The sequence below is a fragment of the Propionispora vibrioides genome, from assembly GCF_900110485.1.
Classification (GTDB): Bacteria; Bacillota; Negativicutes; order Propionisporales; family Propionisporaceae; genus Propionispora; species Propionispora vibrioides.
Genome location: NZ_FODY01000001.1, coordinates 175,861 through 199,948, shown reverse-complemented (window position 1 = coordinate 199,948; position 24,088 = coordinate 175,861). Strand labels below are relative to the sequence as shown.

Below are 24,088 nucleotides of genomic sequence, written 5' to 3'. Positions count from 1 at the left end.
TGCTATAAGCCTACAGAAGTAATAAAGGTATGACTGTTAAAATCGCCGGAGGGGAGGTGCTGTATGCAGACAGAATGCATTTTTTGTAAAATAGCGGCAAAACAAATTCCCGTCGAACCTATTTATGAGGATGAGCAGGTAATTGCCTTTAAGGATATCAATCCGGCTGCTCCGGTTCATGTTTTGCTCATACCGAAGAAGCATCTGGAACACCTCCTGGCGGCAGGTCCGGAAGATATAGGTTTATTGGGGCATCTTACTGCTACCGCCGGACTTTTGGCCAACCAGCTTGGCTTAGCCGAAGATGGGTTCCGCATTGTTGTCAATACCAAGGAACATGGCGGACAAACGGTCCATCATTTACATTACCATATTCTTGGCGGCAGGCTTATGAAATGGCCCCCAGGTTAATATTGACAATCTGCAAATTGCTAGTGTATAATATTTAGGTGTATATGAACGTAATACACTTCCCCGTAATGGTCAAGTGGAGGGAGGGAGATCAGATGTCAGAAGTCAAGGTAGGAAAAAATGAAACAATTGATAGTGCACTCCGCAGATTTAAGCGTACTTGTCAAAAGGCGGGAACTCTTGCCGAAGTTAGAAAACGCGAGCATTATGAAAAACCTAGCGTAAAACGCAAGAAAAAATCCGAAGCGGCACGGAAACGTAAATTTAAAGCTTAATAGCAGTGTTTCGGAGGTATCTACATGTATCTTAAGGATAGGTTAGCAGAAGATATGAAGCAGGCCATGAAAGACCGGGAAGCGGGCAAGACGCGCCTTTCGGTAATTCGTATGGTGCGTGCTAATATAAAAAATGTTGAGATTGATCAAAAGAAAGAGCTTTCCGAAAGTGAAGTTCTGGATGTTTTATCGAAAGAAGTAAAAATGCGCCGGGACGCAATTGAAGAGTTCCAGAAAGGCAACCGACAAGATTTAGTTGATAACCTGGAACAGGAAGTTGCCGTGTTGATGCAATATCTTCCTCAACAATTAAATGAAGCTGAAGTTCGTGCAGTGGTAACTGAAACGATTGCTGAAACGAATGCTGCTAGTCCGAAGGATATGGGGAAAGTTATGTCTGCGCTCATGCCTAAGATTAAGGGGCGCGCGGATGGAAAGTTAGTAAATTCTATAGTACGAGAGCTGTTAAATCAGTAAAATGAATCCGGTACAACCATTGTGCCGGATTTTAATTTACCCGATAGGACAGCAGGTGGCTGCAGTTGGGAAGAAAAGTGTTGACGAGTGCGTTTATTAAAGAAAATGACCTAACCAAGACTTTCTTCCTTAAAGATCTGCGTAGGGAGTGAGTCTGGGGAAAGGACTGTAAGATGATGCGAACAGTATGGTTGATCTTGTTTATGCTTTGTCTGGCGATATTTGTTCCAGTGAGTGCTCAGGAGGAACAGCCTTCCGTCGTCGTTGTTGTCATGCAGGGAGAGATTAATGAAACCCAGGTAGCACTTTTACATAGAGCTTATACGGAAGCCCGCGCTAAGAATGCGGCAGCGGTTATTTTGGAATTGGATACTTTCGGCGGTTTGGTTGACTCGGCGGTTAAAATGCGGGATATGATTGACAGCATGCCGGTACGCACCATTTGTTTTGTAAAAAATCGCGCCTGGTCGGCCGGCGCGCTGATTAGCCTGGCCCATCAACATATTGTGATGGCCCAAGGCAGCAGTATCGGTGCTGCCGAGCCGATTCCCGCCACAGAAAAAAATATTTCGGCACTAAAGGCCGAATTTGCCGCCACAGCGGGAAAACATGGACGTAATCCGCGGATTGCTGAAGCTATGGTGGATAAAACTATGGGGTATCCGGGGTATGCCGGACAAGGGCAAATTCTTTCGCTGACCGATTCTCAGGCAGTGGCAGTGGGCTATGCTGAACTGATCGCCGCTGACCGTACGGCAGTACTGGCCCACTATGGCCTGCAGAACAGTCCCTTACGGGAGTATACCGCCAATTGGCAGGATTATGCCGCCGGATGGTTGTCAATGGCTGCCGTGAAGTTTGTTTTGCTGACGGTTATGTTTTTGGCCATTCTCGTTGAGTTCAAGACAGCCGGTACCGGTGCGGCCGGTCTGCTTGCCGTGGCGGCGGCTTCTCTTTTGTTCACCGGTCAATGGCTGCTGGGCTATGCCGGCTGGCTGGAGGCTTTATTGCTGCTTATGGGTCTGCTGCTGCTGGGCGCGGAGTTTTTTGTAGCCGGTACCGGTATTTTTGCAGCTGCCGGTACGCTCAGCCTGTTTACTGGCGTGTATTTGCTTGCTGGCGCCGGTAATACGGCTGTTTATAGCATTCTTATCAGTATGCTGCTGGCTATAGGTTTGTTCCTGCTCATCGTCAGGAGGCTGCCGTCCAGCCGGCTGTGGATGAAGCTGGTGCTGCGGGAAGCGGAAACCGGGCAGGCCGGCTTTGTAAGCGGCAATGACCATTCGGCATATCAGGGGAAAACCGGAAAGACCCTGACCGCTTTACGCCCGGCCGGGAGAATTGAAATTGACGGAACTGTGCTGGATGTAGTCTCGGAGGGAGAGTTTATTCAGCCGGGACTGGAAGTGACGGTCATCGATACCACGGGCAACCGTATGGTGGTCCGTTTAACCAAACATTAATGTAGAGGAGATGAATGCATGACATCTTTAATCGGTCCTTTGTTTTTTCTGGCGCTAATCATTATGGGGATTGGCATATTCTTGCATTTTGTGCCGCTGGGTTTATGGATATCGGCTTTGGCGGCCGGCGTACGGGTCGGGATATTTACCTTAATCGGCATGCGGCTGCGCCGGGTGCCGCCGTCTCAGATCGTTTTGCCGCTAATCAAGGCGAATAAGGCTGGTTTGGACATCCAGGTAAATCAACTGGAGGCTCACTATCTGGCCGGTGGTGATGTGGATAAAGTCGTCGATGCTCTGATTGCCGCTCACCGGGCGCAGATTCCCCTGCCGTTTGAAAGATCGGCAGCCATTGACCTGGCTGGACGCAATGTGCTGGAAGCCGTCCAAATGAGTGTTAATCCCAAAGTCATTGAGACGCCTATTGTGTCGGCGGTAGCAAAAAACGGCATTGAGTTGAAGGTAAAGGCAAGGGTTACCGTGAGAGCGAATATTGACAGACTGGTCGGCGGTGCCGGCGAAGCTACGATTATTGCCCGGGTTGGCGAGGGGATTGTTACAACCGTCGGCTCTTCGGTAGATCACAAGGACGTTTTAGAAAATCCCGATCATATCTCAAGGACGGTTTTATCCAAAGGACTGGATGCCGGTACGGCGTTTGAAATATTATCCATCGATATTGCCGATGTGGATGTTGGCCGGAATATCGGAGCCGAGCTAATGACCGATCAGGCAGAGGCGGAAAAAAGGATTGCCCAGGCCAAAGCCGAAGAACGACGGGCTATGGCAGTTGCCAAAGAACAGGAAATGCGTGCCTATACGCAACAAATGCAGGCTAAGGTCGTGGAAGCCCAGGCTGAAGTTCCTCATGCTTTGGCAGCGGCTCTTCAGGAGGGACGGATGGGCGTCATGGATTATTATAATATGAACAACATCATTGCCGATACGCAGATGCGTGAGACGATTGGCAAGGTCGAACCGCTGCAGACTCCGGTAAAAGGCAATGAGCCTAGGAAAGAGTAGTTATGGATATCATTATACCCATTCTGCTTATGCTGGTTCTCTATCTGGTTCCGGAACTTTTGCGCCGGGGAAAACCAAAGAAATATGAATATCCGGAAATTCCCGAACCGCCTGCCGATATGCCATCCATACCTCCTGCCAAAGTCAGCAAGCCGGCGGTATTACCCATGTATCCTGAGGTTGTTATACCACAGGCGGCCGTTTCTCCGGCCAGTGTTGACAAGGCAGGTGTTGCGCCTGGCTTGTCGGTTGAAAGGAATATGCTGCTGCAGGCGGTTATCTACTCCGAGATATTGCAAAAGCCCCGCGCCTATAGACCAATCTATCAAAAAAGAAAATAGATTTTTAAAAATAACAGGGAAAATTAAACCTGTTATTTTTTTTTATATTTTATGCACAATAGAAGCTAAGAATCTGTACTCAACTGTTAGAAAACGTTGTATCGGTGGCGCTTTTTCCGCCATACTTTTGTTACATTTCCTTGCCATAACCCCATTATGCCTGCAGAAATGTTCCTCATCTGGCAAAAAAACGCTCACTGCTCCAGTATTTCCATGCTTGAATACAGGTTCTAAATCGGCAATTTTTTTACGAAGGGAGATAAGTCCATGGCACAATACAAGGGAAGGCTCACTTATGCCAAAGGTACCTATGTGGAGTTTGTCGTGGCTCCTAACCAAGATGTGGATTTTGGGGACATACTGGTCGTGGAGGGACAAAACCAGGACCGTTTTTACATTAGAGCTTATGATTTTAAAGTCAAGTCACGTTGGTCGGGGTTAAACGGAGTCGGTTACTTGATGAGTAAACTGGATGAGAACGGCCAGGTTGCCAATCAGGAAGAATTGGATTTTTATTTAGGCGGCAATCATACGGTAAAAATAGCTATGGCGGAGCAGTTGTGTTATGTGGATCAGCAGGGGCAACTATTAAATCCGAAAACCTGCCCCAATTTTTTTTGTGAAGTACATTCGCTAAGCGGTGAGGATAGCGCCTTGCTTGATGAAATGAAGGGTGATTTGGAAATCGGTTTACTGAAATCCGGACGAAGTGTGATGGACCTGCCTGTCGGGATTTATGGCAACAAAGCTATTACCGAGCATATCGGCATTTTCGGGACCACCGGTTCCGGCAAGAGCAATCTGGTAAAGGTTTTAGCCAGCTCGGTCATGCAAAGCGATCATTACGGACTGTTGATCTTTGATGTCCATAATGAATATTATAAAGACCTGGCTCTCCATCCGCTGGTTAAGGACAGACTGGCGATTTACAATACTAACCCGGTAAATGAAACGGCAACAAAATTCAAAATTGCCTATGAAGAGATAGAACCTGATGACATATTGGCCTGCGGCAGTTTCACTGAGGCGCAGTTGGATGCACTCTACAAGATGCATGCCATCTGGCAGGAAAATTGGATGAAATATATTCTCAACTATGATACGGCCGATATTGTGGAAGAATTGTCAGGCAGCACCGGACAAAAATTTAATTCCCGGACAATCAACAAAATAAAAAGCCTTTGCTGGAATTTGGAAAAGGAACTGAATATTGCTGAACAGCAGGAACGGACCTTGCCACAGATATTGCAAGAACTGGAGTTGGGGAAGGTCGTGCTGGTGGAGCTTAAAAATATTTCTCCCGTTGGTGAGCAAGCGTTATCAACCTTTCTTTCCAAGAAACTGCTGCAACATTATTCCGGTAAGGATGAGCAGGCCAAAATGAGCGCAAAACCGGTTTTAGTTGTTTTAGAAGAAGCTCATCGCTTTCTGGGGAAAAAGGAAGTGGCAAACAATAATGTATTTGCCAGATTAGTAAGCGAAGCCAGAAAGTTTAATCTGGGGATGTGCGTAGTTGATCAGCAGCCGAGACTATTGGCGGATAAGGTATTATCCCAGTTAAATACCTTGTTTATCTTAGGCTTGGCCTCCAAAGCCGACCGGGGCAAGCTGGAGGCCATGTGCCGGAAAGATATCCTGCAGCAACGAAATGAAATTAAGAACCTGGATTGCGGTGAAATGATCCTGGCAACCAATTACATGCGGTTCGCTGCTCCGGTAAAAATTCATAAATTTGAAAACTTTATGGAGCGGTTTCAATTGCCCGCGGTTAATCCGTTAACTGGAGTGTTGCCACTTTCTTAAGGAATCACCGGTTAATTTACACTGCGCGCCCTGACGGCTCTTTTTCCGTCTGGCTGTGCCAGGGCAATCTTAAAATAGCTTAACTATTTCTGCGGTTTTGCTCCTTTCCAGAGGGAAAATCTCTCGCCAGTCCGGCAAGACCCATTAAATCAGCAATTTCTTAAAAGGCGTGATTTGTTTCACGCTTTTTATTTATGTCCGCTATGCGGGCCTTCCTCAGAATGAAACGTAAGGGATACGCATACATTTTATAGGGGTGGAAGGAGGGAGAATATTGCGCAATAAGCGGGGACATTTACAAAAGCTAGCCGGTCTGCTGGATATTCCGCAAGATATCGTCATGGATCTGCCCCGTATTACCATGTTGGGTAATAAACAACTTTTGGTTGAAAACCACCGGGGAATTATACAATATACCCCTTCGTTAGTGAGAATAAAATTGAATCAGGGAGAACTGGTAGTAACAGGAGCGGATATGGTACTGGGAAACTTGCAGGTTGAACAAATCTTGCTGGAAGGTATCGTGGAGGTCATTCGGTATGACACTTAGTTTCTTAAAATACCTTAATGGTCATGTCATCATTCGCATTAATGGACCGATGCCGGAGAAGTTCATAAATTTGTGTATAACCGAAGGTATTCTTTTATGGAATATCAAAAGCGATGAGTCCAGCATGTATGCCTATTTGCAGCTGGCCGACTTTTTACGTATTCGCAGGCTGGTAAGGAAAACCCGTAATCACATTAAGGTGGTTGGCTGCCACGGGTTTCCTTTTGTCGCAAAAAAAATAAAGCGGCGCAAAATGATTGCTCTGGGAGCGCTGCTTTTTTTTATTACCCTGAACTTTTTGACGGTCCATATCTGGTTTGTCGATGTTAAGGGAGTCAAAACAATACCGTTAGAACGGATCACGGACATTGCTCGCCAGCAGGGACTAAGCCCCGGCAACATAAAGGATAAAGAGCGGTTGCAGGAGATTGAAAACCGGCTTATGCTGGAGGTTCCTGAAATTGCCTGGGTCGGGATTAACTATACCGGTACACGGGCTGTGATTGAAATCGTAGAAAAAACTATGCCGCAGCAGGAAGATAAATCACCGGCTGATATTGTTGCGGCAAAAGATGCAGTGATTACTGAAATTATTGTCTTAAACGGACAACCTAAGGTGAAAAAGGATGATACGGTAAAACCGGGCGATGTACTTATCCGGGGCATTGTGCCGCCGCCGGAAAACAAAGAAGAAGGTATAGTAAGTTCGGAGGAGTTGGATCATACTATACAATTGACGAAAGCGAAAGGCATTGTTAAAGGGCGAGTCTGGTATGAAAGTTACGGTGAGGCAGATATGGCGAAGGACCTATATACCCGCACCGGGCAAAAGGATATCGGCGTTTACCTGAAAATCGGCGATACCCAGTTTACTGTACGGGAGCCGCACCCGGAGAAATATTCGTCCTTTGAAGAACAGACGATCTATAAAAAGCTGCCTGGATGGAGGAATAGCGACTTTGTTGTCGAATCTACCATAAAGGTGTATCATGAACTGCAGGTTTCCCACAGAGAATATACCTTTGAAGAAGCCCGTGACCGTGCCAAGAGCAAAGCGCTGTCGGCTATACAGACGGTTATTCCCGAGTCGGCGCAGATTTTATCCCGTGATATTGCTGTAATCAATATACCGGATACGGCAATTGTACGAGTTAAGGTAAGCGTGGAAGCCATTGAGGATATCGGGCAGGACGTAAATATTGCACAATAATCAAGGAGGAACATTATCTTTGCAGTCAGTACATGAAACAGGAGTAACGGAAAAACGTTTTCAATTTACGGATATTACGGAGGCGCTTGCCATATTAGGACGGCATGATGAAAATCTTCGTATTATCAATTCCTACTTTCCGGATAAAATTACTGCCCGTGGTGACGAAGTGGTCATCCGGGGCGATGAACAGGAAACCGGGCTTATTTTCAATTTGTTCGAAGAACTAAGGTATCTTTGCCGTTTAGGCAATACCCTGTCCGCTCATGATATAAAATATACCATCCGTATGCTGAAGGATAAAAAGCTGGAATCTTTGCACAGGATGTTTGGCGACACGATTATGACTACGGCGAGGGGACGGCAAATCAGGCCGAAAACCATCGGACAGCATACTTATATCGAGGCGATAAGAAGCAATTATATAACATTTGGAATAGGACCTGCCGGAACCGGGAAAACTTATCTTGCTGTTGCTCTGGCAGTATTTTCCTTAAAACATAAAGAGGTGGAAAGAATTATTTTGACCCGTCCCGCCATTGAGGCCGGTGAGAAACTTGGCTTTTTGCCGGGAGACTTGCAAGAAAAGATCGACCCTTATTTAAGGCCTTTGTATGATGCCTTGCAGGATATTTTAGGTTACGAAACCTTTCAAAAATACATGGCGAAAAATATCATTGAGGTGGCACCGCTGGCGTATATGCGCGGCCGTACGCTAAATGATTCTTTTATTATATTGGATGAGGCGCAAAATACGACGCCGCAGCAAATGAAAATGTTTTTAACCAGAATGGGCTTTGGCTCTAAGATTGTTGTAACAGGCGATATCACGCAGATTGATTTGCCGCATAACTCGGTTTCCGGTCTTAAGCAGGCGCAAGAAATATTCCGCAATGTTGACGGAATTACGTTGGTGAACCTGACGGAAGGTGATGTTGTCCGTCATGAGATAGTAAGCCGGATTGTGAAAGCGTATGACAGGTATGAGATGGGAGAGGGCAAAACCTGATATTGGAGTGAAACACATGCTGTCACTTAATAATAGCAAGTTACGGGATTTTTTTCTTCAACCAACGAGTACATATGCAAAACCCATCATTCGTCGTATGGTACTTGGATTGGCGTTTTTTTTCGTATTTACCGTCGTTTTATCTGCCGATTTTGTTTCCGATAAAGTTTCTTTCCAAATTGGACAAGTTAGTGACCGCGATATTCTTGCTCCCCGTACCGTTTCTTATGTGGATACGGTAAAAACCAAGCATTTGGAAGAAGAGGTACTTTCCAGTATTGCCAACGTGTATGATCTGGACGTTTCGATCATGGCCAAGGCGGATGAGAGTGTAGCGGCCATCTTCCTGATAGCCCGTTCGACACTGGCTGATGCCTCGTTAAAAACGGATGAAGGGAAGATGGGGAAGATTTCCGCCAATATGCCGGTCAGCCTGCCACAAACGGCGGTGGCCGGGTTGGTTCAACTTAATGAGGCGGATTTGGTAAAAGCGGAGGAACAGGTCAAATTGTTGCTGCACAAATATTTTCAGCGTGGAATCCGCGATGATGATATTGACCTTGCCAGAAAGCATATTGTAATCGAAACAGAGGAATTGGGGCTTAACAAGCATATGGAGGCGGCCGTTGCCGGCATCACGCAGCAACTGTTAAAGCCTAATTTTATTTTGAACATACGGGAAACCGACAAGCGTAAACAGTCGGCGTTAAATAGTATTGAACCAGTGCGGGAGACGGTAAAGCAAGGACAAATTCTAGTCAGAAAGGGCGATGTGGTTACGGCCGACCAGATCCAGGCGATGGAAGAGCTTGGCTTATACAAAGGACAGGTTGGTGAGATCAGGGTTTTCGGTCTGACTGTGTTTGTGCTGCTGGTCATGCTGCTGGTCATGGGGTATTTGTATAAATTTTCGCGCGGGGTATATGAAAATGATTTGCAGTTGACCTTACTGGGGCTGATCATTCTGTTAACCTTGCTGTTAGGTAAGACGGCCCATTATTACTCTGATTTCGTAGCTCCTGTGGCGGCAGGTGCTCTCTTGGCGTCTATTCTTATTGATGCCAGGGTCGGGTTGCTCACCGGGGTGACGGCAGCCATGCTGTTTGGTGTGATTGTAGACCAGGATTTGCGTGCCGTATCGGTTGCTCTAATTGGCAGCATGGTTGGCGTATATAGCGTGTCTAAGGTGACTCACGGCTATAGTTTGACTAAAACGGGTGTTTGGATTGCGGCGGTTAATTTCATTGTCATTCTGGCTACCGGTTTTATCAAACAGGTTAATCCCTCGCAGGTCTTGTTTCAAGGCTTGCAGGGAGTAGTCAGCGGGATTGTATCGGCCGTCATTACTATTGGGTTATTGCCTTACCTGGAGCATGCCTTTAATATCACTACCAGCATCAAGCTGCTGGACCTGACCAGGCCTAACCATCCGCTGTTGCAACGGTTGCTGCTGGATGCTCCCGGGACCTATCACCACAGTGTTTTAGTCGGTAATCTGGCGGAAACGGCTGCTGACAGTATTGGTGCCGATCCGGTGGTCGTCAGGGTTGGTGCTTATTTCCACGATATCGGCAAAATCAAACGTCCTTACTTTTTTGTTGAAAATCAAGTGGGAATTGATAATCCCCATGAAAAAATTGCCCCCTCTTTAAGCACTTTAATTGTAACCTCCCATATTAAAGACGGAATTGATTTATGCCGGGACTATAAAATACCGCAAATGATCACTGATATTGTCCAGCAGCACCACGGGACAACGTTGGTATCATACTTTTATAACAGGGCTACCGAAACGGATCATAGTGAATGCATCGTGGAAGCTGACTTTCGTTATGAGGGGCCGCGACCGCAGACGAAGGAGGCGGCGCTTATCATGCTGGCTGATTGCTGCGAAGCCGCGGTTCGTTCCATAGCCAAACCCAACTTGAACCGGATTGAGGCTATGGTTAGAAAGATCATCAGGGAAAGGCTGCACGACGGACAATTGGACGAGTGCAGTTTGACCTTAAAGGATTTGAATATCATCGGTGATGTGTTTATCCGGGTCTTATCCAGTATGTTTCACACCCGAATCGAATATCCGGATACGCTAAAAGAATTAGAGAAGAGGAAGTATAAGAATGGAAGTAACAATAAGCAATCTCCAGCAAAAGATGAAAGTAACGGACCAACTGGAGAGCATCGTGACGGCTGTGCTGCAAAAAGCAGCTGAAATACATGCCCTGGCGCCACAAACCGAAGTGAGTGTTGTTCTGGCCGATGATCCTTATATCAGAGAACTCAACCGGGATTATCGCGGGAAAGACCGGGCTACGGATGTGCTTTCCTTTGCCTTGAATGAAGGCGATGAACCGGATATTATTGATGGTCCGGAGGAACTGCTGCTGGGTGACATCATCATCTCCTTGGAAACGGCCGAGCGACAAGCCGGTGATTTCGGGCATACTCTGGAACGTGAGCTGGCTTATCTGGCTGTCCATGGCATGTTACATTTACTAGGCTTTGATCATGAGGACGAACTGGAGCGCCAGACTATGCGGCTGGAGGAAGAAAAGGTGTTGGCGGCACTTAATATTACCAGAAGTCCAAACGATGTGTGAAGGCCGCCGACCAACAAGTAAAAGTATTCAGAAGAAGCAAGAACTGTAACAAGTTCTTCAAAAGGGGAATTCGGAATGAGTGAAGTAGCTGAAAAACAAGAATATAAATCGGGGTTCGTCGCCATCATCGGACGTCCCAATGTGGGGAAATCCACTTTGATGAATAGTCTGATTGGACAAAAGGTGGCGATTATGTCTGATAAGCCACAAACCACCCGTAATAAAATTTTGTGTGTGTTAACGTTGGCGGACGCTCAGATTCTGTTTATTGACACGCCGGGCATCCATAAGCCTAAGCATAAACTGGGCGAGTATATGGTCAAAACGGCGGAAAATACCTTGCATGAGGTAGATGTTGTTGCCTTTGTTGTCGATGCCACCGAAGAACTGGGTGCCGGGGAACAGTATATCCTGGAGAGACTTAAAACGGTTAAAACGCCGGTGCTTCTGGTAATCAACAAGATTGACCAAATCAGCAAAAACAATATTTTGCCGATTATTACCCAGTATACAAATTGCTTTGATTTTTCGGCGGTCGTACCGATTTCCGCTTTGGAACATACTAATCTTGATCATTTGACTGACGAGATAAAAAAACATTTAAAGCCGGGTCCGCAGTATTACCCTGAAGATATGCTGACCGATCAACCGGAACGGCTGGTCATTGCCGAGTTGATCAGAGAGAAGATTCTTCACGTCACCAGAGAGGAAATTCCTCATGCCATAGCCGTGGATATTGAGGAAATTACCACACGGCCCAATGACGATTTGTATATCCGGGCCGTGGTATATGTGGAACGGGAGTCGCAAAAAGGCATTGTGATTGGTGCTGGCGGCAAACTGCTAAAAGAGATTGGTCATGCGGCCAGGAAAGATATTGAGAACCTGCTTGGCTCGAAAAGTTTTCTGGATTTATGGGTTAAAGTGAAAAAGGATTGGCGTAACCGGGACAGTTCATTGCGGAATTTTGGCTATGAATAACCGGCCGGCATAGGAAGTTTCGGATGACTACCTGATAGGTAGTCATTTCTCTTTATTGACCGCAATCAGGATAGATGGTATCATTTGTAAAGAGGAGTATTTTTTATGAATCGAATTTCCAAATATTTTATTAATGGCTTGATTGTGATTGTTCCAATTGCCATTACCGCTTTTGTTGTTGTACAGATTTTTTCCATGGCCGAAGATCTGCTGGGACGACATATGCCGGTACATTTTCCCGGTATCGGGATTGTTGCGGTTGTCATCCTGCTGATTGTGACAGGCTGGCTATCTTCGTATTGGATATTGAAACGTCTTTTGGAATTTGGTGAGCGTCTGCTGGATTCCATTCCCATAGTAAAGTTTATTTACAAAAGCATCAAACAATTATCTACGGCTGTGTTTGAGTCACAGCATCTATTTAAACAGGCTGTTTTGGTGCCTTATCCCCATCCGGGGGCAAAGTCAATCGGCTTTATTATGTCGGAGCTTTCCGAGCCGCTGGCGGAAGCTATGGACGAAGAACATGTCTGTGTCTATGTTCCGATGAGTTTTAATTTAACCAACGGCTTTAATATTCTGGTACCTAAGAAGGATATAATAGCTTTAGACATTACCAGTGAAAGTGCGCTGCAGTATATTTTTACAGCAGGAACCATCATGCCGGTCAGGCATGATGTGCAAAAATAGGGAGAGGATGCGCTATCGATTCGCCTTTATATAGTACGGTAAAAATAATATTGGCTCTGTTATTGGTTTTTCTAAATGGTTTTTTTGTTATTGCCGAATTTTCGCTGGTAAAGGTAAGAAAGACCCGCTTGGAAGAACTGGCTCATCAGGGCAACAGCCGGGCTGTTTTGGCTCTGAAGGTAGTGTCGGGCTTTGATACCTACCTGGGAGCTACTCAACTGGGAATTACTCTGGCCTCGCTGGCTCTAGGCTGGCTGGGAGAACCTGCCGTGGCGTCACTGCTGGTGTCTTTGTTTAACGACATTCTGCCTGACAATTATTATTGGCTGGCGTCCACCATCAGTGTGGCTCTTGGTTTTATACTTATAACCTTTCTGCATATTGTATTGGGAGAATTGGTGCCCAAATCACTGGCTATTCAAAAGACGGAGGAAGTCGCTTTATTTTCCGTATGGCCCTTATATATTTTTCATAAAATCGGGTATCCCGTTATTTTGCTGTTCAATCAGGCGGCGCAGGCATTTTTGGCTATCCTGGGGATTAAGGCCGCTAAAGAGGCTGAGCTGACCCATTCGGAAGAGGAATTACGCATGCTGGTAAGCGCCAGCCACCGTGGCGGTGTGCTGGATCAAATGGAAAGCGAACTGATTGACAATGTGTTTGATTTTGCCGACCGTCTGGCCCGGGAAGTTATGATTCCGCGGCAGGATATGGTTTGCCTGTTTGTTGATGATTCTTATGAAGAAAATCTGCGGGTGGTCCGGGAAGCCAGCCATACGCGGTTTCCGCTTTGCATTGAGGATAAAGACCATGTGATCGGTATGGTTCATTTAAGAGATTTGATGGATTTTGATTTATGTAATTCTGAAAATAAAGATTTAAAAACCATTATGCGGGAGATTCTGGTCGTTCCGGAGGGAATGTCGGTAGCAAAACTTTTGCAGGTCATGCGGCGGAAACGCATTCATCTTGCGGTGGTAGCCGATGAGTATGGCGGGACGGCAGGCTTGGTGGCACTGGAAGATGTCATTGAAGAAATTGTCGGCGATATCCAGGATGAACACGATGAAATTGTCGATGTGGAAATTCAACGGTTGGAAGAAGGCAGCTACGAGTTTGACGGTCGGGTGCTCCTTGATGATGTTACGGACATTTTGCATATCGAATTGGAAGACCACGAGGAAGATACGATCGGCGGGTATATTTTCGGCCTGTTAGGCCGCAAGCCGGAAATTGGTGATACAGTAAATATTGGTGCTTATGTCTTTGAAGTATTAAAAGTTAATGGATTTCGCATAGTAAGAGTGAAGGCAAAACAATTGCCGGAGCCTTCGGTGGATGACGATGAGTTAATAAACCAATAACTATATACGAAGGGATGATAGTACATGTTATTACGAGAAGTCATGTGGGAAATCTTTTTAACTACCGGACATATCGGAGCATATCTAGCTTACCGTTCGTGTAAGGAGTGCGATTCTTTCGCCGGTCAGCCCTTTTTAAAAGAAGCAATTCATACTAATAGAGTGGAAGTAGTTTAAAGCATATGATCTATCCAGTGGAAGCCGTCTTACTGGCAGTACGCGATTGGCGGGATGCTGACAGACTGGTTACGTTATTTTCAAAAGAACAGGGAAAGCTGACAGCTGTCGCTTATGGCGCCAGGCGGCCTAGCAATCGTCTGGCCGGAAGCATCCAGCCTTTTGCTTATCTGGATCTGCAGCTCCAATCGGGCACCGGCATGGAAGTGATTAAGCAATGTGAAGTGAAAGATCATTTCCGTTCGGTTCGTGAAGAGCTTACTTCCATGTCCTATGCATCCTTTCTAACGGAACTGGTCATTGAACTTTGCCCGGAACGTCAGCCGGAACCTTTGCTTTTTGATATTCTGCTGGATGCGTTTTCATTGATGAAAACCAGAAATCCAAGAATTGTGGCATTGGCCGCAGCCTGGAAGATAGTAGAGATCAGTGGCTATGTACCGGAATGGCAGGTATGTGTTGTTTGTGGACAAGTTCTTCAATATCCGGCCTTTTTTGATGCCGCCGGTGGCGGAGCAGCATGCCCTGTCTGCTCTTCCCGGGAGCTTCGCCTTGATAAACCGGCGGTTGAACTGATTAATACCTTACTGGAACTGGATTTTAAACAACCTGAAGACTTTTCGGTTACTGGGGCTGCTTTAGTGCAGGCTGAGGCGGTGCTGGTCAAATATTTACTGTACTGTCTGGATAAGCCGCTGAAATCCCTGGGCTTTATCCAACAATTACACGCCGTTAACCGTTCTCGTGCATCTGGTCTGGTATAGGTTTCGCGGCGTCGGGCATTATAAAAATAAAAAATCTGGAGGATTACATGATGGAAGAAATTACTCTGGAAAAGATTGATGCTATACGGAGCAGAACCGGTGTTTCTTATCGTGAGGCCAAGGAAGCGCTGGAACAGACGCAGGGCAATGTCGTTGAGGCCTTGATTGCGCTGGAAAGCGAAAAACAGACAAACTGGACGGAGGAGTTTTCTGTCCGTTCTTCAGAAGTGATTGATAAGGTGAAAGAACTGATTCATGAAGGAAATGTCAATAGCATTCGGGTAAAGCATGATGACAAGACCTTGGTGGATATTCCTGTCGGTTTAGGTGCGCTTGGCGCTGTTTTTCTGCCTCAACTGGCCGCGTTAGGTGTTTTGGTTGCCGTGTTTAAGCGTTGCACTATTGAAGTTATTCGCAACGATAAGAACGATCACGAAGAATAAGTGTTTGTTGTTTAAGATTAAATTGACATTGCCTGGCTTATTTGGTATATTGTATAGTAAAATACGGCAATGAAGAAAAAGAGTAGCCTGCGTTTTAGCGAACCGGGGATGGTGCAAGCCCGGAATATGGTCAGGTGAAGGCGTTTTGGAGCTGCGGACGGAAATACTGCGATGGTTTTTTATAGCGGTAGAGTAGAAGCCGTAATATTTTAAAGTGGGCATTTGCCAAGCAGGGTGGAACCGCGGGATGATAAAAATCTCGTCCCTGGTAACGGATTGTTACTGGGGGCGCGGATTTTTTTTATTTTTGTCTTTTATTTAAGGAAAAATTACAGGAGGGGAATATATGACATTTCAGGAGATTATCTTAACTTTACAGAATTTCTGGGCGGAGCAGAAATGTATTTTGCAACAGCCTTATGATGTGGAAAAAGGAGCGGGCACAATGAACCCGGCAACTTTTTTGCGGGCTTTAGGGCCGGAGCCTTGGAACGTTGCTTACGTGGAGCCGTCCAGACGGCCTACTGACGGCCGGTATGGCGATAATCCCAACCGCTTGTTTCAACATCATCAATTCCAGGTGATTATGAAGCCGTCACCCGACAATATACAGGAACTTTATTTGGAAAGTCTGTCCCGTCTGGGCATTGACCCGGCTAAGCATGACATCCGCTTTGTGGAGGACAATTGGGAATCGCCTACGCTGGGCGCCTGGGGGTTAGGCTGGGAAGTATGGCTGGATGGCATGGAAATTACTCAGTTCACTTATTTTCAACAGGTGGGAAGTATTGATGTTAAGCCTGTATCGGTTGAAATTACGTATGGTTTAGAACGGCTGTCCATGTACATTCAGGGAAAAGAAAATGTATTTGATATTGAGTGGGTGGATGGTATTACCTATGGCGATGTGTTTCATCGGAATGAAGTGGAGCATTCCCATTACAACTTTGAACTGGCTGATACCAACCTCTTGTTCCAATTGTTTGATTTATACGAAAAAGAGGCTTTGCGCGTATTAGACAGCGGTTTTGTTCTTCCGGCCTACGATTACGTCTTGAAGTGTTCTCACACCTTTAATTTGCTGGATGCGAGAGGAGCGATCAGCGTAAGTGAACGTACCGGCTTCATTGGCCGGGTGCGCAACATGGCCCGGCTCTGTGCGCAGGCTTATTTGAATCAAAGGGGAAAATTGGGGTATCCGCTGCTTAAGGGAGGAAAGAATAATGCCTAAAGATTTATTATTGGAAATTGGAACTGAAGAAATCCCAGCCAGATTTATGCCGGATATTTTAGCGCAATTTGCGAAAATTACCAAAGATAGACTGGAAAAATTACGCATCGGTTATAGCGAAGTACGGACCTTCGGCACACCGCGCAGAATAGTGCTGGTCATTCGTGAACTGGCAGAGCAGCAGAAAGATTGGCAAACGGAAAATAAGGGACCTTCGCTGAAAATTGCTTTTGATGCGGAGGGGGCACCTACCAAGGCTGCGCAGGGATTTGCCCGTGGACAGGGGGTTGATGTGAATAGTTTAGTTACCAAGGAAGGCTATGTATATGCGGTGATTAATGAAAAAGGCCGGCCGGTAGCTGAATTGATACCAGAAATGTTGCTTTCGCTGATTCAGAGCCTGAACTTTCCCAAGACTATGCGCTGGGGCGATCATGATATCCGTTTTGTCCGGCCGATTCGCTGGTTGTTGGCACTCTGCGGTACGGAGTGTATCCCGTTGACTATTACGGATGTAGTGAGCAGCAATTATACTTTTGGACATCGTTTCCTGAGTTCCGGGGCAATAACAGTTGATTCGGTTGATGATTATTTTAAAAAGCTGGCTGATCACTTTGTTATGGTTGATCAGGAGGAACGCCGTAAGGTCATTCGGGAACAGGTGGAAAAACTGGCTGTAAGTCACGGCGGAACGGCTGAAATTGATGAAGAATTATTGGAAGAAGTTGTGTTCTTGGTAGAGTATCCTACCGCTCTTTGCGGTACCTTCGATGAAGCCTATCTGACTTTGCCGGCAGAAGCCATCGTAACACCGATGCGGGAACATCAACGCTATTTTCCGGTAAGGGCCGAGGATAAATCGTTGCTGCCGGTCTTTATTACGATACGCAACGGCAACGCAGATCATCTCGAGATTGTTCAACATGGCAATGAACGGGTACTAAGGGCTAGACTGGATGATGCCAAGTTCTTCTTTGAAGAGGATCAGAAAGTGACATTAGCCAACCGGGTAGACCGATTGAAAACGATCGTGTTTCAGGATGGTTTGGGAACGTTATATGATAAGACCTTACGGGTTCAACGTTTAGCTGGTCAAATTGCCGGTAAGCTTGCTCAAGACAGTGATACCTGTGCGATTGTGGAAAGGAGTGCGTTGCTGGCCAAGGCTGATTTAGTCACAGGGATGGTGTATGAGTTTACCGAGCTGCAGGGCATCATGGGACGGCAGTACGCTCTTTTAAATGGTGAGAAACCGCCCGTAGCTCAAGCGATTTATGAACATTATCTTCCCCGATTTTCCGGTGATGAACTGCCGCAAAGTGATGCCGGTCGCATTGTCAGTATTGCCGATAAATTGGATAATATCGTGGCCACTTTCAGCCGCGGCTTGATTCCGACCGGCTCGCAAGATCCGTATGCTTTGCGCCGCCAGTCACTGGGGATTGTCCATATTCTGATTGACGGGACTTATCACTTGTCACTGCAGGAGCTCTTGGAAGATACGCTGAACTTATTACAAATCACCGACGGAGCCAAGCGGGAAAAATTGACTGCCGAGGTGCAGGATTTCTTCCGTCTGCGTATTAAAAACGTGTTGGCTGATGCTGGTATCCGTTATGATTTGATTGATTCAGTATTGACTAGTGGTACGGATGATATTTATAATACCTGGCTTAAAGCAAATGCGGTTGCTGCTAACGCCGGTGCCGGTGAGCTGCAGCTTGCAGCCCAGGCGTTTACCCGTATTGCAAATTTAACTAAAAATATCACGGATACCAATTTAACGATAAGCCCGTCCTTGTTTGCCAATCAGGCGGAACAAGCCCTGTACCAAACCTATGGCGCAGTCCGGGAGAAGGTATTGGCTGCCGCCGGCACTAAGCGGTATGACGAAGCCTTGACCTCATTATTTAACTTAATTGCACCGATAGATGCCTTTTTTAGCGAAGTTATGGTTATGGTAGACGATCTGCCAGTGAGAAACAACCGTCTTGCCTTATTAAAGGCTGTGCTGGAACTTACACACACAGTGGCTGATTTTAGCAAAATTACTTTATGAGTAAATGAATAAAATAAATAAAAAAACCTGTACAACTGTACAGGTTTTTCTTACCTCATAAATAATTCTTTATAAGAAGCTGTTGGTTATTACATTGTAACTTGCCGTATCTGCCGACCAACTGTTGCCGTCCTGGGTAACCTGGACATTGCCGCTGAAGTCAGCCACTTTGGTCTTCCAATTGAAATCGACCTGATTAGCCGTAATCTGCAGCCCGGAACGGGAGAAGCTGATGCCGCCGCTTATTTGGGCTAAATTTTTGGGAAAAGAGACATATACGGTGCTGCCGGTAAAATATATGTCGTCCTGGGTAAAGGTTACTCCACCGGAAGCCCAGACTTCTACATAGTTTGTTCTGGCTTCGCCGGCCGTTACCACACGGTTTTTATGTTCAATATAAACATTGCCGCTCAATACCTGCAAGCCTGAAGTAATATCAAAATATTGATGGTCTGCCCGTATTGTCGGCATGGCAGCAAAGACAGTGCTGGTAAATAGGAGAGTAAGTAAGAGAAATACGATGGAAATCTTTTTTTTCACTAATGATCCCGCCTTTCTTCACTATTTATTATAACAGATTTTTGAATGTAGCGGAGTTGCTTTGTCATTTTTCCACAGTCAAATGATGGGAAAACCGATTGATAGTTATATTTTGGTGAGGAGGATTTTTATGAATATACGTGAACGGATAGAAGAACAGGAGTATATCTACTTGGCAGTGGCGGCCAGCAAAAGTAAAACGGCTGTGCGGCAAAGAGAAGAAGAGCCATGCCCGTTTCGCACGGCATTTCAACGTGATCGTGACAGGATTATACACAGCAAGGCGTTTCGGCGCCTAAAACATAAGACCCAGGTGTATTTTTCGCCGGGCGATCACTATCGTATGCGTATGACCCATAGTTTGGAGGTTTCCCAAATTTCAAGGACCATCGCCCGTGGGCTGCGCCTTAATGAAGATTTAATCGAGGCTATTGCTTTAGGTCATGATGTAGGGCATACGCCGTTTGGTCATGCCGGTGAATATGCGTTAAGAGATCTGATCGGACATTATAATCATAATGAACAAAGTTTGCGGGTAGTAGAGTATCTGGAGAAGAATGGAAAAGGTTTGAATTTAACGGCGGCGGTAAAAGATGGAATTCTCAATCATACCGGTGAGAATAAGCCGTTTACCTTGGAGGGAAGTATCGTCCGGAAGGGAGATCGCATTGCCTATCTCTGTCACGATTATGATGACGGCATCCGGGCTGGAATGATTAAAAAGACAGATCTTCCGGCTCGGGTGGAAAAATGTCTGGGGACACATCCATCCGATATGATTACTGTTATGGTTGCCGATATGCTTGAGGCTTCTGCCGATTTGACAGAAATCCGCCTGTCGCCGGCTATTGAAGCGGCTATGAATGAATTACGCGAGTTTATGTTTGAGAAGATATATCATTCGGCTGAGTTGGAACCGGACCGTAAAAAAGCCCGTTATGTGATCCAGAAATTATATGAGTACTTTGTTGCTAAACCGTCCGCATTACCGGATGAATATTTGCAGCGACGGGATCGCTGGGGTTTGGAGACAACCGTTACTGACTATATTGCCGGATTAACCGACGTATACGCTATTCATTTGTTTGAGGAATTATTTATTCCAGCCAACTGGCAAATTCGTTAGTAGTCCGCCTGCTTTGAAAGCGTAAAAGAATTCGGGGGATTTTGAGGCGACGGCGGTGCGCCTATCAGACATAGGTAAACCGACGGCAACGACGCATTGCGGGAAAAGGACTATGAAGTCATTATGATTTTATAGTAAACAGATGACCAGGACGCATTTTGTAAACTAACGTTCCATAGTGAAAACAGTGCCGTCAAGGACCGTTCCGGATAGTTAGCAAACATGCCCCGGGAGAAACTTTAATTTTAACATACTTTTGTACTTGATTGAGAGGATATTTAAATTATTTATTGAATACTATAAAAAATAAGCTAAGCTGTCAGAAGTATTTGCTCCATAGCAGGACTGTAGCAAATTATGTAGAATAAACTCAGAGTATGTCTACTTATGCTTTATACAATGGATTGATTAAGCAGGAAAATTAGATAAAGTCGCGAATGTATACATCTATTGGCAAGGTTGCCGGAGTATATACCTTAATCAGGGCTTTTGGTGTATAAATAATTGTCTAATGTATATACTTAATGCCAAGAATTGTATAAGTAAAGCAGGCAACCCAAAGGTGATTGGATTAGTATGAAAGATAAGGATTATGAGGATTTTGTTGAGAGGCTGCGTGCGGAGAGCGATATTGTCAGTATTATCTCCCAATATGTCCCCTTGAAAAAGAAAGGGAAAAATTATTGGGGATGCTGTCCGTTTCATAATGAAAAGTCTCCGTCTTTTTCTGTCACTCCTGATAAAGGCTTTTTCTATTGTTTTGGCTGTCAATCAGGTGGTAATGTCTTTACCTTCTTAATGAAGATGGAAAACATGGTTTTCCCGGAAGCGGTAAAACTGCTGGCTAATAAACTTAATATTCCGGTGCCGGAGAGGGAAAAGACAGAAAAGGAGCGCCAGATTGAGCGGGAAAGAGTTACTTTGTTCCGTGCCAATGAATTAGCCAGGGATTTTTTTTATGCCTGTCTTACGAAAACAAATTTTGCTGGAGGAGCAAGGAAATATCTGGAGCACCGGGGAATTACACAAGAAGCGGTCAAGCAATTTGGTCTAGGATTCGCTCCGCCGGCGTGGGATAAGCTGGTGAACGGGCTTTCTACAAGAGGCATTCAGCTTGAGACCATGATTAAGGCTGGCTTGGCTGCTGAGAGAAATTCCGGCGAAGGCGCTTATGACAGGTTTCGCAACCGGATTATGTTTCCTATTTGTGACTTACGTGGTCGTGTTGTCGGTTTTGGCGGAAGAGTGCTTGATGATAGCCAGCCTAAATATCTTAATTCACCGGAGACGCTAGTCTTTAATAAGCGGCATATTTTATTCGGGCTTAATCTGGCAGATAAATTTATCCGGGAGACAGGACAGGCCATCGTTGTAGAAGGTTACATGGATGTTATTGCGGCTCATTCGGCCGGTGTAAGAAACACGGTGGCGTCGTTAGGGACGGCGTTTACCCTGGAACAGGCAAAAAGCCTGCGATCGGTTCATGAAATTGTGTTTGCCTATGACAGTGATGCAGCCGGGCAGAATGCTACGCTCAGAGCGTTGGAAATCGCTAAAAAATTGGGCATAACTATTAAAGTGATAGCAATTCCCGATGGCAAAGATCCTGATGAATATATCAGAAAACATGGGGCTGATGCTTTTAAGCTGCTCGTTACCGAGAGCCTGTCGCTTGTGGAGTATAGTTTGCGCAGCTCATTACAAACCATAGATTATTCTACGCTGGAAGGCAAGGTGGCAGTGGTCAGTAAAATGATTCCTGTTTTAGCCTCGCTTGACAATGCGGTTGAGATTAATGAGTACATTACGCAAACTTCTGAGGCGTTGTCCATTGATGAAAGTTCTATTCGCAGTGAACTGCGTAAATATTTAAATATTGAAAAAAAGGATAGAATTGTAAATGTGGGAAAGGATAGTAGTGCGGTTTATTTGAAAAATCGGCAGGTCAGTCCCACGGAGCAGGCTGAAAAAACTATTATACGCTTTATGTGTGAGGATATGTCGATTATACCATATATTGAAGTACAATTGACACTGGAAGATATTCAGGATGAACGAAGAAAAAAAATAATGAAATCAATATGCAATGCGTATAATATGGAGAAAAATATTACAGATATCAGTTTTCAGGAAACTCTCGGAGAAGAGGCGGCCCTGGAATTTTCTCACATTATGCTAATGGATATACAACTAACCAATATGACACAAATGGTTGATGACTGCATAAAGAAGATTCGTCTGTTCAGTCTGAAAAAATTATATGAAGAACATCGGCTGCGTGCTGATGAATTACATCGTATGGGGGATAGTAGCTTTCTGCAGGAATTGGCGGAAAGTCAGCGAATTAATGATGAAATTACTAAATTGCACCAGTCATAGTAAGTGCTTGCCTAATTGTATTGTCAATGGAGGGGGGGAGTAAGAATGACAGAGAAAAAGAATGTACCTAATGTATCTAATGAGCATGTTAATGAATTATTGCATAAAGGAAAACAACGTGGCGGTGTTCTGACCTATGCTGAAATAATGGACACTCTCCAAGGCGATGATCTATCTCCCGACGAAATTGATGATATGTATGAAGTTTTTTCCAGCAAGGGTATTGAGATTGTCGATGAAATTCCAGATGTAGAAAGCATAGGGGAACCGGATATTTCAGAGATGGAAGAGGTAACGCCGGAAGAGGTGGACATTGACCTCAGTATCCCGGAAGGAATCAGTATTGATGATCCTGTGCGAATGTATCTCAAAGAAATCGGCCGTGTCCCGCTCTTAAATGCTGATGAAGAAATTAAACTGGCCCAACGGATGGAGAACGGTGATGAGGAAGCTAAGCGCCGTCTGGCTGAAGCCAATTTGCGTTTGGTTGTCAGTATTGCCAAGCGCTATGTGGGTAGGGGGATGCTTTTCCTGGATTTAATTCAGGAGGGGAATCTGGGGCTTATTAAAGCGGTTGAGAAATTTGATTATAATAAAGGCTATAAATTCAGTACCTACGCAACTTGGTGGATTCGACAGGCAATTACCAGAGCGATAGCGGATCAGGCCCGGACTATCCGGATTCCGGTCCACATGGTGGAAACAATTAATAAACTGATCCGGGTATCCCGCCAGCTTTTGCAGGAATTGGGACGTGAACCGTTGCCCGAGGAAATTGCCCGTGAAATGGAAATCAGTGTTGACCGGGTTCGGGAAATTATGAAAATTGCCCAGGAACCGGTATCTTTGGAAACCCCGATTGGGGAAGAAGAAGACTCTCACTTAGGGGATTTTATTGAGGATCAGGATGCGCCAGCGCCGGCGGAGGCCGCCTCGTTCATGCTTTTAAAAGAACAGTTGGAAGAAGTCCTGGAGACATTAACCCCGCGGGAGGAAAAAGTCTTGCGATTGAGATTCGGCCTAGACGATGGCCGGGCGCGTACTCTGGAAGAAGTAGGACAACATTTCGGTGTTACCAGGGAACGTATCCGTCAGATTGAGGCCAAAGCGCTCCGCAAGCTGCGGCATCCGAGCCGGAGTAAGAAGCTAAAAGACTTTTTAGAATAATATGA

23 protein-coding genes are annotated in these 24,088 nt (G+C 45.6%); 22 read left to right on the top strand and 1 reads right to left on the bottom strand.

Annotation, left to right across the window (positions count from 1 at the left end; genetic code table 11):
• Window positions 1-63 precede the first annotated feature (63 nt).
• The 19 genes from BMW43_RS01080 (at window position 64) to glyS (ending at window position 18,871) form a co-directional block, all read left to right on the top strand.
• Window positions 64-411 carry a histidine triad nucleotide-binding protein gene (locus BMW43_RS01080; RefSeq protein ID WP_091743538.1) on the top strand — a complete coding sequence of 116 codons (348 nt, stop codon included), beginning with the start codon at window positions 64-66 and terminating at the stop codon, window positions 409-411.
• 95 nt (window positions 412-506) lie between these two features.
• On the top strand, window positions 507-686 hold the full coding sequence (rpsU, locus tag BMW43_RS01075) for a 30S ribosomal protein S21 (RefSeq protein WP_019553266.1): 180 nt from the start codon (window positions 507-509) through the stop codon (window positions 684-686).
• A 24-nt stretch (window positions 687-710) separates the two neighbouring features.
• Window positions 711-1,163, top strand: a complete 453-nt coding sequence (locus BMW43_RS01070; RefSeq protein WP_091743537.1) for a GatB/YqeY domain-containing protein — start codon at window positions 711-713, stop codon at window positions 1,161-1,163.
• Window positions 1,164-1,336: 173 nt separating this feature from the next.
• The gene (locus tag BMW43_RS01065; RefSeq protein ID WP_091743536.1) at window positions 1,337-2,626 is read left to right on the top strand and encodes an NfeD family protein; all 1,290 of its coding nucleotides are present in this window, start codon (window positions 1,337-1,339) and stop codon (window positions 2,624-2,626) included.
• 18 nt (window positions 2,627-2,644) lie between these two features.
• Window positions 2,645-3,649, top strand: a complete 1,005-nt coding sequence (gene floA / locus BMW43_RS01060; protein WP_091743535.1) for a flotillin-like protein FloA — start codon at window positions 2,645-2,647, stop codon at window positions 3,647-3,649.
• A gap of 2 nt (window positions 3,650-3,651) precedes the next feature.
• Window positions 3,652-3,990: a hypothetical protein gene (locus BMW43_RS01055; protein ID WP_091743534.1), complete on the top strand. Its 339-nt coding sequence runs from the start codon at window positions 3,652-3,654 to the stop codon at window positions 3,988-3,990.
• A 267-nt stretch (window positions 3,991-4,257) separates the two neighbouring features.
• The gene (locus BMW43_RS01050; RefSeq protein WP_091743533.1) at window positions 4,258-5,793 is read left to right on the top strand and encodes an ATP-binding protein; all 1,536 of its coding nucleotides are present in this window, start codon (window positions 4,258-4,260) and stop codon (window positions 5,791-5,793) included.
• Between the two features lie 274 nt (window positions 5,794-6,067).
• The gene (yqfC, locus tag BMW43_RS01045; protein WP_091743532.1) at window positions 6,068-6,343 is read left to right on the top strand and encodes a sporulation protein YqfC; all 276 of its coding nucleotides are present in this window, start codon (window positions 6,068-6,070) and stop codon (window positions 6,341-6,343) included.
• A complete protein-coding gene (gene yqfD, locus BMW43_RS01040) occupies window positions 6,333-7,553 on the top strand; it encodes a sporulation protein YqfD (RefSeq protein ID WP_091743531.1) in 1,221 nt (406 codons plus the stop codon). Before yqfC ends, yqfD begins: the two co-directional genes overlap by 11 nt.
• A 19-nt stretch (window positions 7,554-7,572) precedes the next feature.
• Complete coding sequence (locus BMW43_RS01035; RefSeq protein WP_091743530.1) at window positions 7,573-8,562, top strand: PhoH family protein; 990 nt, start codon at window positions 7,573-7,575, stop codon at window positions 8,560-8,562.
• Window positions 8,563-8,578: 16 nt separating this feature from the next.
• Window positions 8,579-10,774 carry an HD family phosphohydrolase gene (locus BMW43_RS01030; RefSeq protein WP_091743529.1) on the top strand — a complete coding sequence of 732 codons (2,196 nt, stop codon included), beginning with the start codon at window positions 8,579-8,581 and terminating at the stop codon, window positions 10,772-10,774.
• Window positions 10,716-11,162, top strand: coding sequence for an rRNA maturation RNase YbeY (gene ybeY, locus BMW43_RS01025; RefSeq protein ID WP_218140579.1), 447 nt, complete (start codon window positions 10,716-10,718; stop codon window positions 11,160-11,162). The genes BMW43_RS01030 and ybeY overlap by 59 nt, the downstream gene beginning before the upstream one ends.
• Before the next feature lie 75 nt (window positions 11,163-11,237).
• Complete coding sequence (gene era, locus BMW43_RS01020; protein WP_091743527.1) at window positions 11,238-12,143, top strand: GTPase Era; 906 nt, start codon at window positions 11,238-11,240, stop codon at window positions 12,141-12,143.
• Between the two features lie 105 nt (window positions 12,144-12,248).
• Window positions 12,249-12,833 (top strand): DUF502 domain-containing protein, encoded by a 585-nt coding sequence (locus BMW43_RS01015; RefSeq protein ID WP_091743526.1) that lies wholly within the window; start codon window positions 12,249-12,251, stop codon window positions 12,831-12,833.
• Between the two features lie 50 nt (window positions 12,834-12,883).
• Window positions 12,884-14,197, top strand: coding sequence for a hemolysin family protein (locus BMW43_RS01010; RefSeq protein ID WP_245732170.1), 1,314 nt, complete (start codon window positions 12,884-12,886; stop codon window positions 14,195-14,197).
• 182 nt (window positions 14,198-14,379) lie between these two features.
• Entirely contained in the window at window positions 14,380-15,138 is a 759-nt protein-coding gene (gene recO, locus BMW43_RS01005; RefSeq protein ID WP_091743524.1) for a DNA repair protein RecO, read from the top strand.
• Window positions 15,139-15,185: 47 nt separating this feature from the next.
• Window positions 15,186-15,581, top strand: coding sequence for a DUF4342 domain-containing protein (locus BMW43_RS01000; RefSeq protein WP_245732169.1), 396 nt, complete (start codon window positions 15,186-15,188; stop codon window positions 15,579-15,581).
• A 346-nt stretch (window positions 15,582-15,927) separates the two neighbouring features.
• Window positions 15,928-16,812: a glycine--tRNA ligase subunit alpha gene (gene glyQ / locus BMW43_RS00995; RefSeq protein ID WP_091743522.1), complete on the top strand. Its 885-nt coding sequence runs from the start codon at window positions 15,928-15,930 to the stop codon at window positions 16,810-16,812.
• Complete coding sequence (glyS, locus tag BMW43_RS00990; protein WP_091743521.1) at window positions 16,805-18,871, top strand: glycine--tRNA ligase subunit beta; 2,067 nt, start codon at window positions 16,805-16,807, stop codon at window positions 18,869-18,871. Before glyQ ends, glyS begins: the two co-directional genes overlap by 8 nt.
• Before the next feature lie 69 nt (window positions 18,872-18,940).
• Here glyS and BMW43_RS00985 read toward each other — a convergent pair whose 3' ends face one another.
• On the bottom strand, window positions 18,941-19,411 hold the full coding sequence (locus BMW43_RS00985; RefSeq protein WP_091743520.1) for an organic solvent tolerance protein OstA: 471 nt from the start codon (window positions 19,409-19,411) through the stop codon (window positions 18,941-18,943).
• A 130-nt stretch (window positions 19,412-19,541) separates the two neighbouring features.
• Here BMW43_RS00985 and BMW43_RS00980 point away from each other — a divergent pair, with 130 nt between their 5' ends.
• From BMW43_RS00980 to rpoD, 3 genes are all read left to right on the top strand, one after another.
• Window positions 19,542-20,537: a deoxyguanosinetriphosphate triphosphohydrolase gene (locus tag BMW43_RS00980; RefSeq protein ID WP_091743519.1), complete on the top strand. Its 996-nt coding sequence runs from the start codon at window positions 19,542-19,544 to the stop codon at window positions 20,535-20,537.
• A gap of 576 nt (window positions 20,538-21,113) precedes the next feature.
• Window positions 21,114-22,916 (top strand): DNA primase, encoded by a 1,803-nt coding sequence (gene dnaG, locus BMW43_RS00975; RefSeq protein WP_091743518.1) that lies wholly within the window; start codon window positions 21,114-21,116, stop codon window positions 22,914-22,916.
• Between the two features lie 45 nt (window positions 22,917-22,961).
• On the top strand, window positions 22,962-24,083 hold the full coding sequence (gene rpoD, locus BMW43_RS00970) for an RNA polymerase sigma factor RpoD (protein ID WP_091743517.1): 1,122 nt from the start codon (window positions 22,962-22,964) through the stop codon (window positions 24,081-24,083).
• The last annotated feature ends 5 nt before the right edge of the window (window positions 24,084-24,088 follow it).

Bases quoted from the DNA above. Each gene is read 5' to 3' on its own strand.
- BMW43_RS01080 (WP_091743538.1), top strand. From the start codon at position 64: ATGCAGACAGAATGCATTTTTTGTAAAATAGCGGCAAAACAAATTCCC.
- rpsU (WP_019553266.1), top strand. From the start codon at position 507: ATGTCAGAAGTCAAGGTAGGAAAAAATGAAACAATTGATAGTGCACTC.
- BMW43_RS01070 (WP_091743537.1), top strand. From the start codon at position 711: ATGTATCTTAAGGATAGGTTAGCAGAAGATATGAAGCAGGCCATGAAA.
- BMW43_RS01065 (WP_091743536.1), top strand. From the start codon at position 1,337: ATGATGCGAACAGTATGGTTGATCTTGTTTATGCTTTGTCTGGCGATA.
- floA (WP_091743535.1), top strand. From the start codon at position 2,645: ATGACATCTTTAATCGGTCCTTTGTTTTTTCTGGCGCTAATCATTATG.
- BMW43_RS01055 (WP_091743534.1), top strand. From the start codon at position 3,652: ATGGATATCATTATACCCATTCTGCTTATGCTGGTTCTCTATCTGGTT.
- BMW43_RS01050 (WP_091743533.1), top strand. From the start codon at position 4,258: ATGGCACAATACAAGGGAAGGCTCACTTATGCCAAAGGTACCTATGTG.
- yqfD (WP_091743531.1), top strand. From the start codon at position 6,333: ATGACACTTAGTTTCTTAAAATACCTTAATGGTCATGTCATCATTCGC.
- BMW43_RS01030 (WP_091743529.1), top strand. From the start codon at position 8,579: ATGCTGTCACTTAATAATAGCAAGTTACGGGATTTTTTTCTTCAACCA.
- ybeY (WP_218140579.1), top strand. From the start codon at position 10,716: ATGAAAGTAACGGACCAACTGGAGAGCATCGTGACGGCTGTGCTGCAA.
- era (WP_091743527.1), top strand. From the start codon at position 11,238: ATGAGTGAAGTAGCTGAAAAACAAGAATATAAATCGGGGTTCGTCGCC.
- BMW43_RS01015 (WP_091743526.1), top strand. From the start codon at position 12,249: ATGAATCGAATTTCCAAATATTTTATTAATGGCTTGATTGTGATTGTT.
- recO (WP_091743524.1), top strand. From the start codon at position 14,380: ATGATCTATCCAGTGGAAGCCGTCTTACTGGCAGTACGCGATTGGCGG.
- BMW43_RS01000 (WP_245732169.1), top strand. From the start codon at position 15,186: ATGATGGAAGAAATTACTCTGGAAAAGATTGATGCTATACGGAGCAGA.
- glyQ (WP_091743522.1), top strand. From the start codon at position 15,928: ATGACATTTCAGGAGATTATCTTAACTTTACAGAATTTCTGGGCGGAG.
- glyS (WP_091743521.1), top strand. From the start codon at position 16,805: ATGCCTAAAGATTTATTATTGGAAATTGGAACTGAAGAAATCCCAGCC.
- BMW43_RS00980 (WP_091743519.1), top strand. From the start codon at position 19,542: ATGAATATACGTGAACGGATAGAAGAACAGGAGTATATCTACTTGGCA.
- dnaG (WP_091743518.1), top strand. From the start codon at position 21,114: ATGAAAGATAAGGATTATGAGGATTTTGTTGAGAGGCTGCGTGCGGAG.
- rpoD (WP_091743517.1), top strand. From the start codon at position 22,962: ATGACAGAGAAAAAGAATGTACCTAATGTATCTAATGAGCATGTTAAT.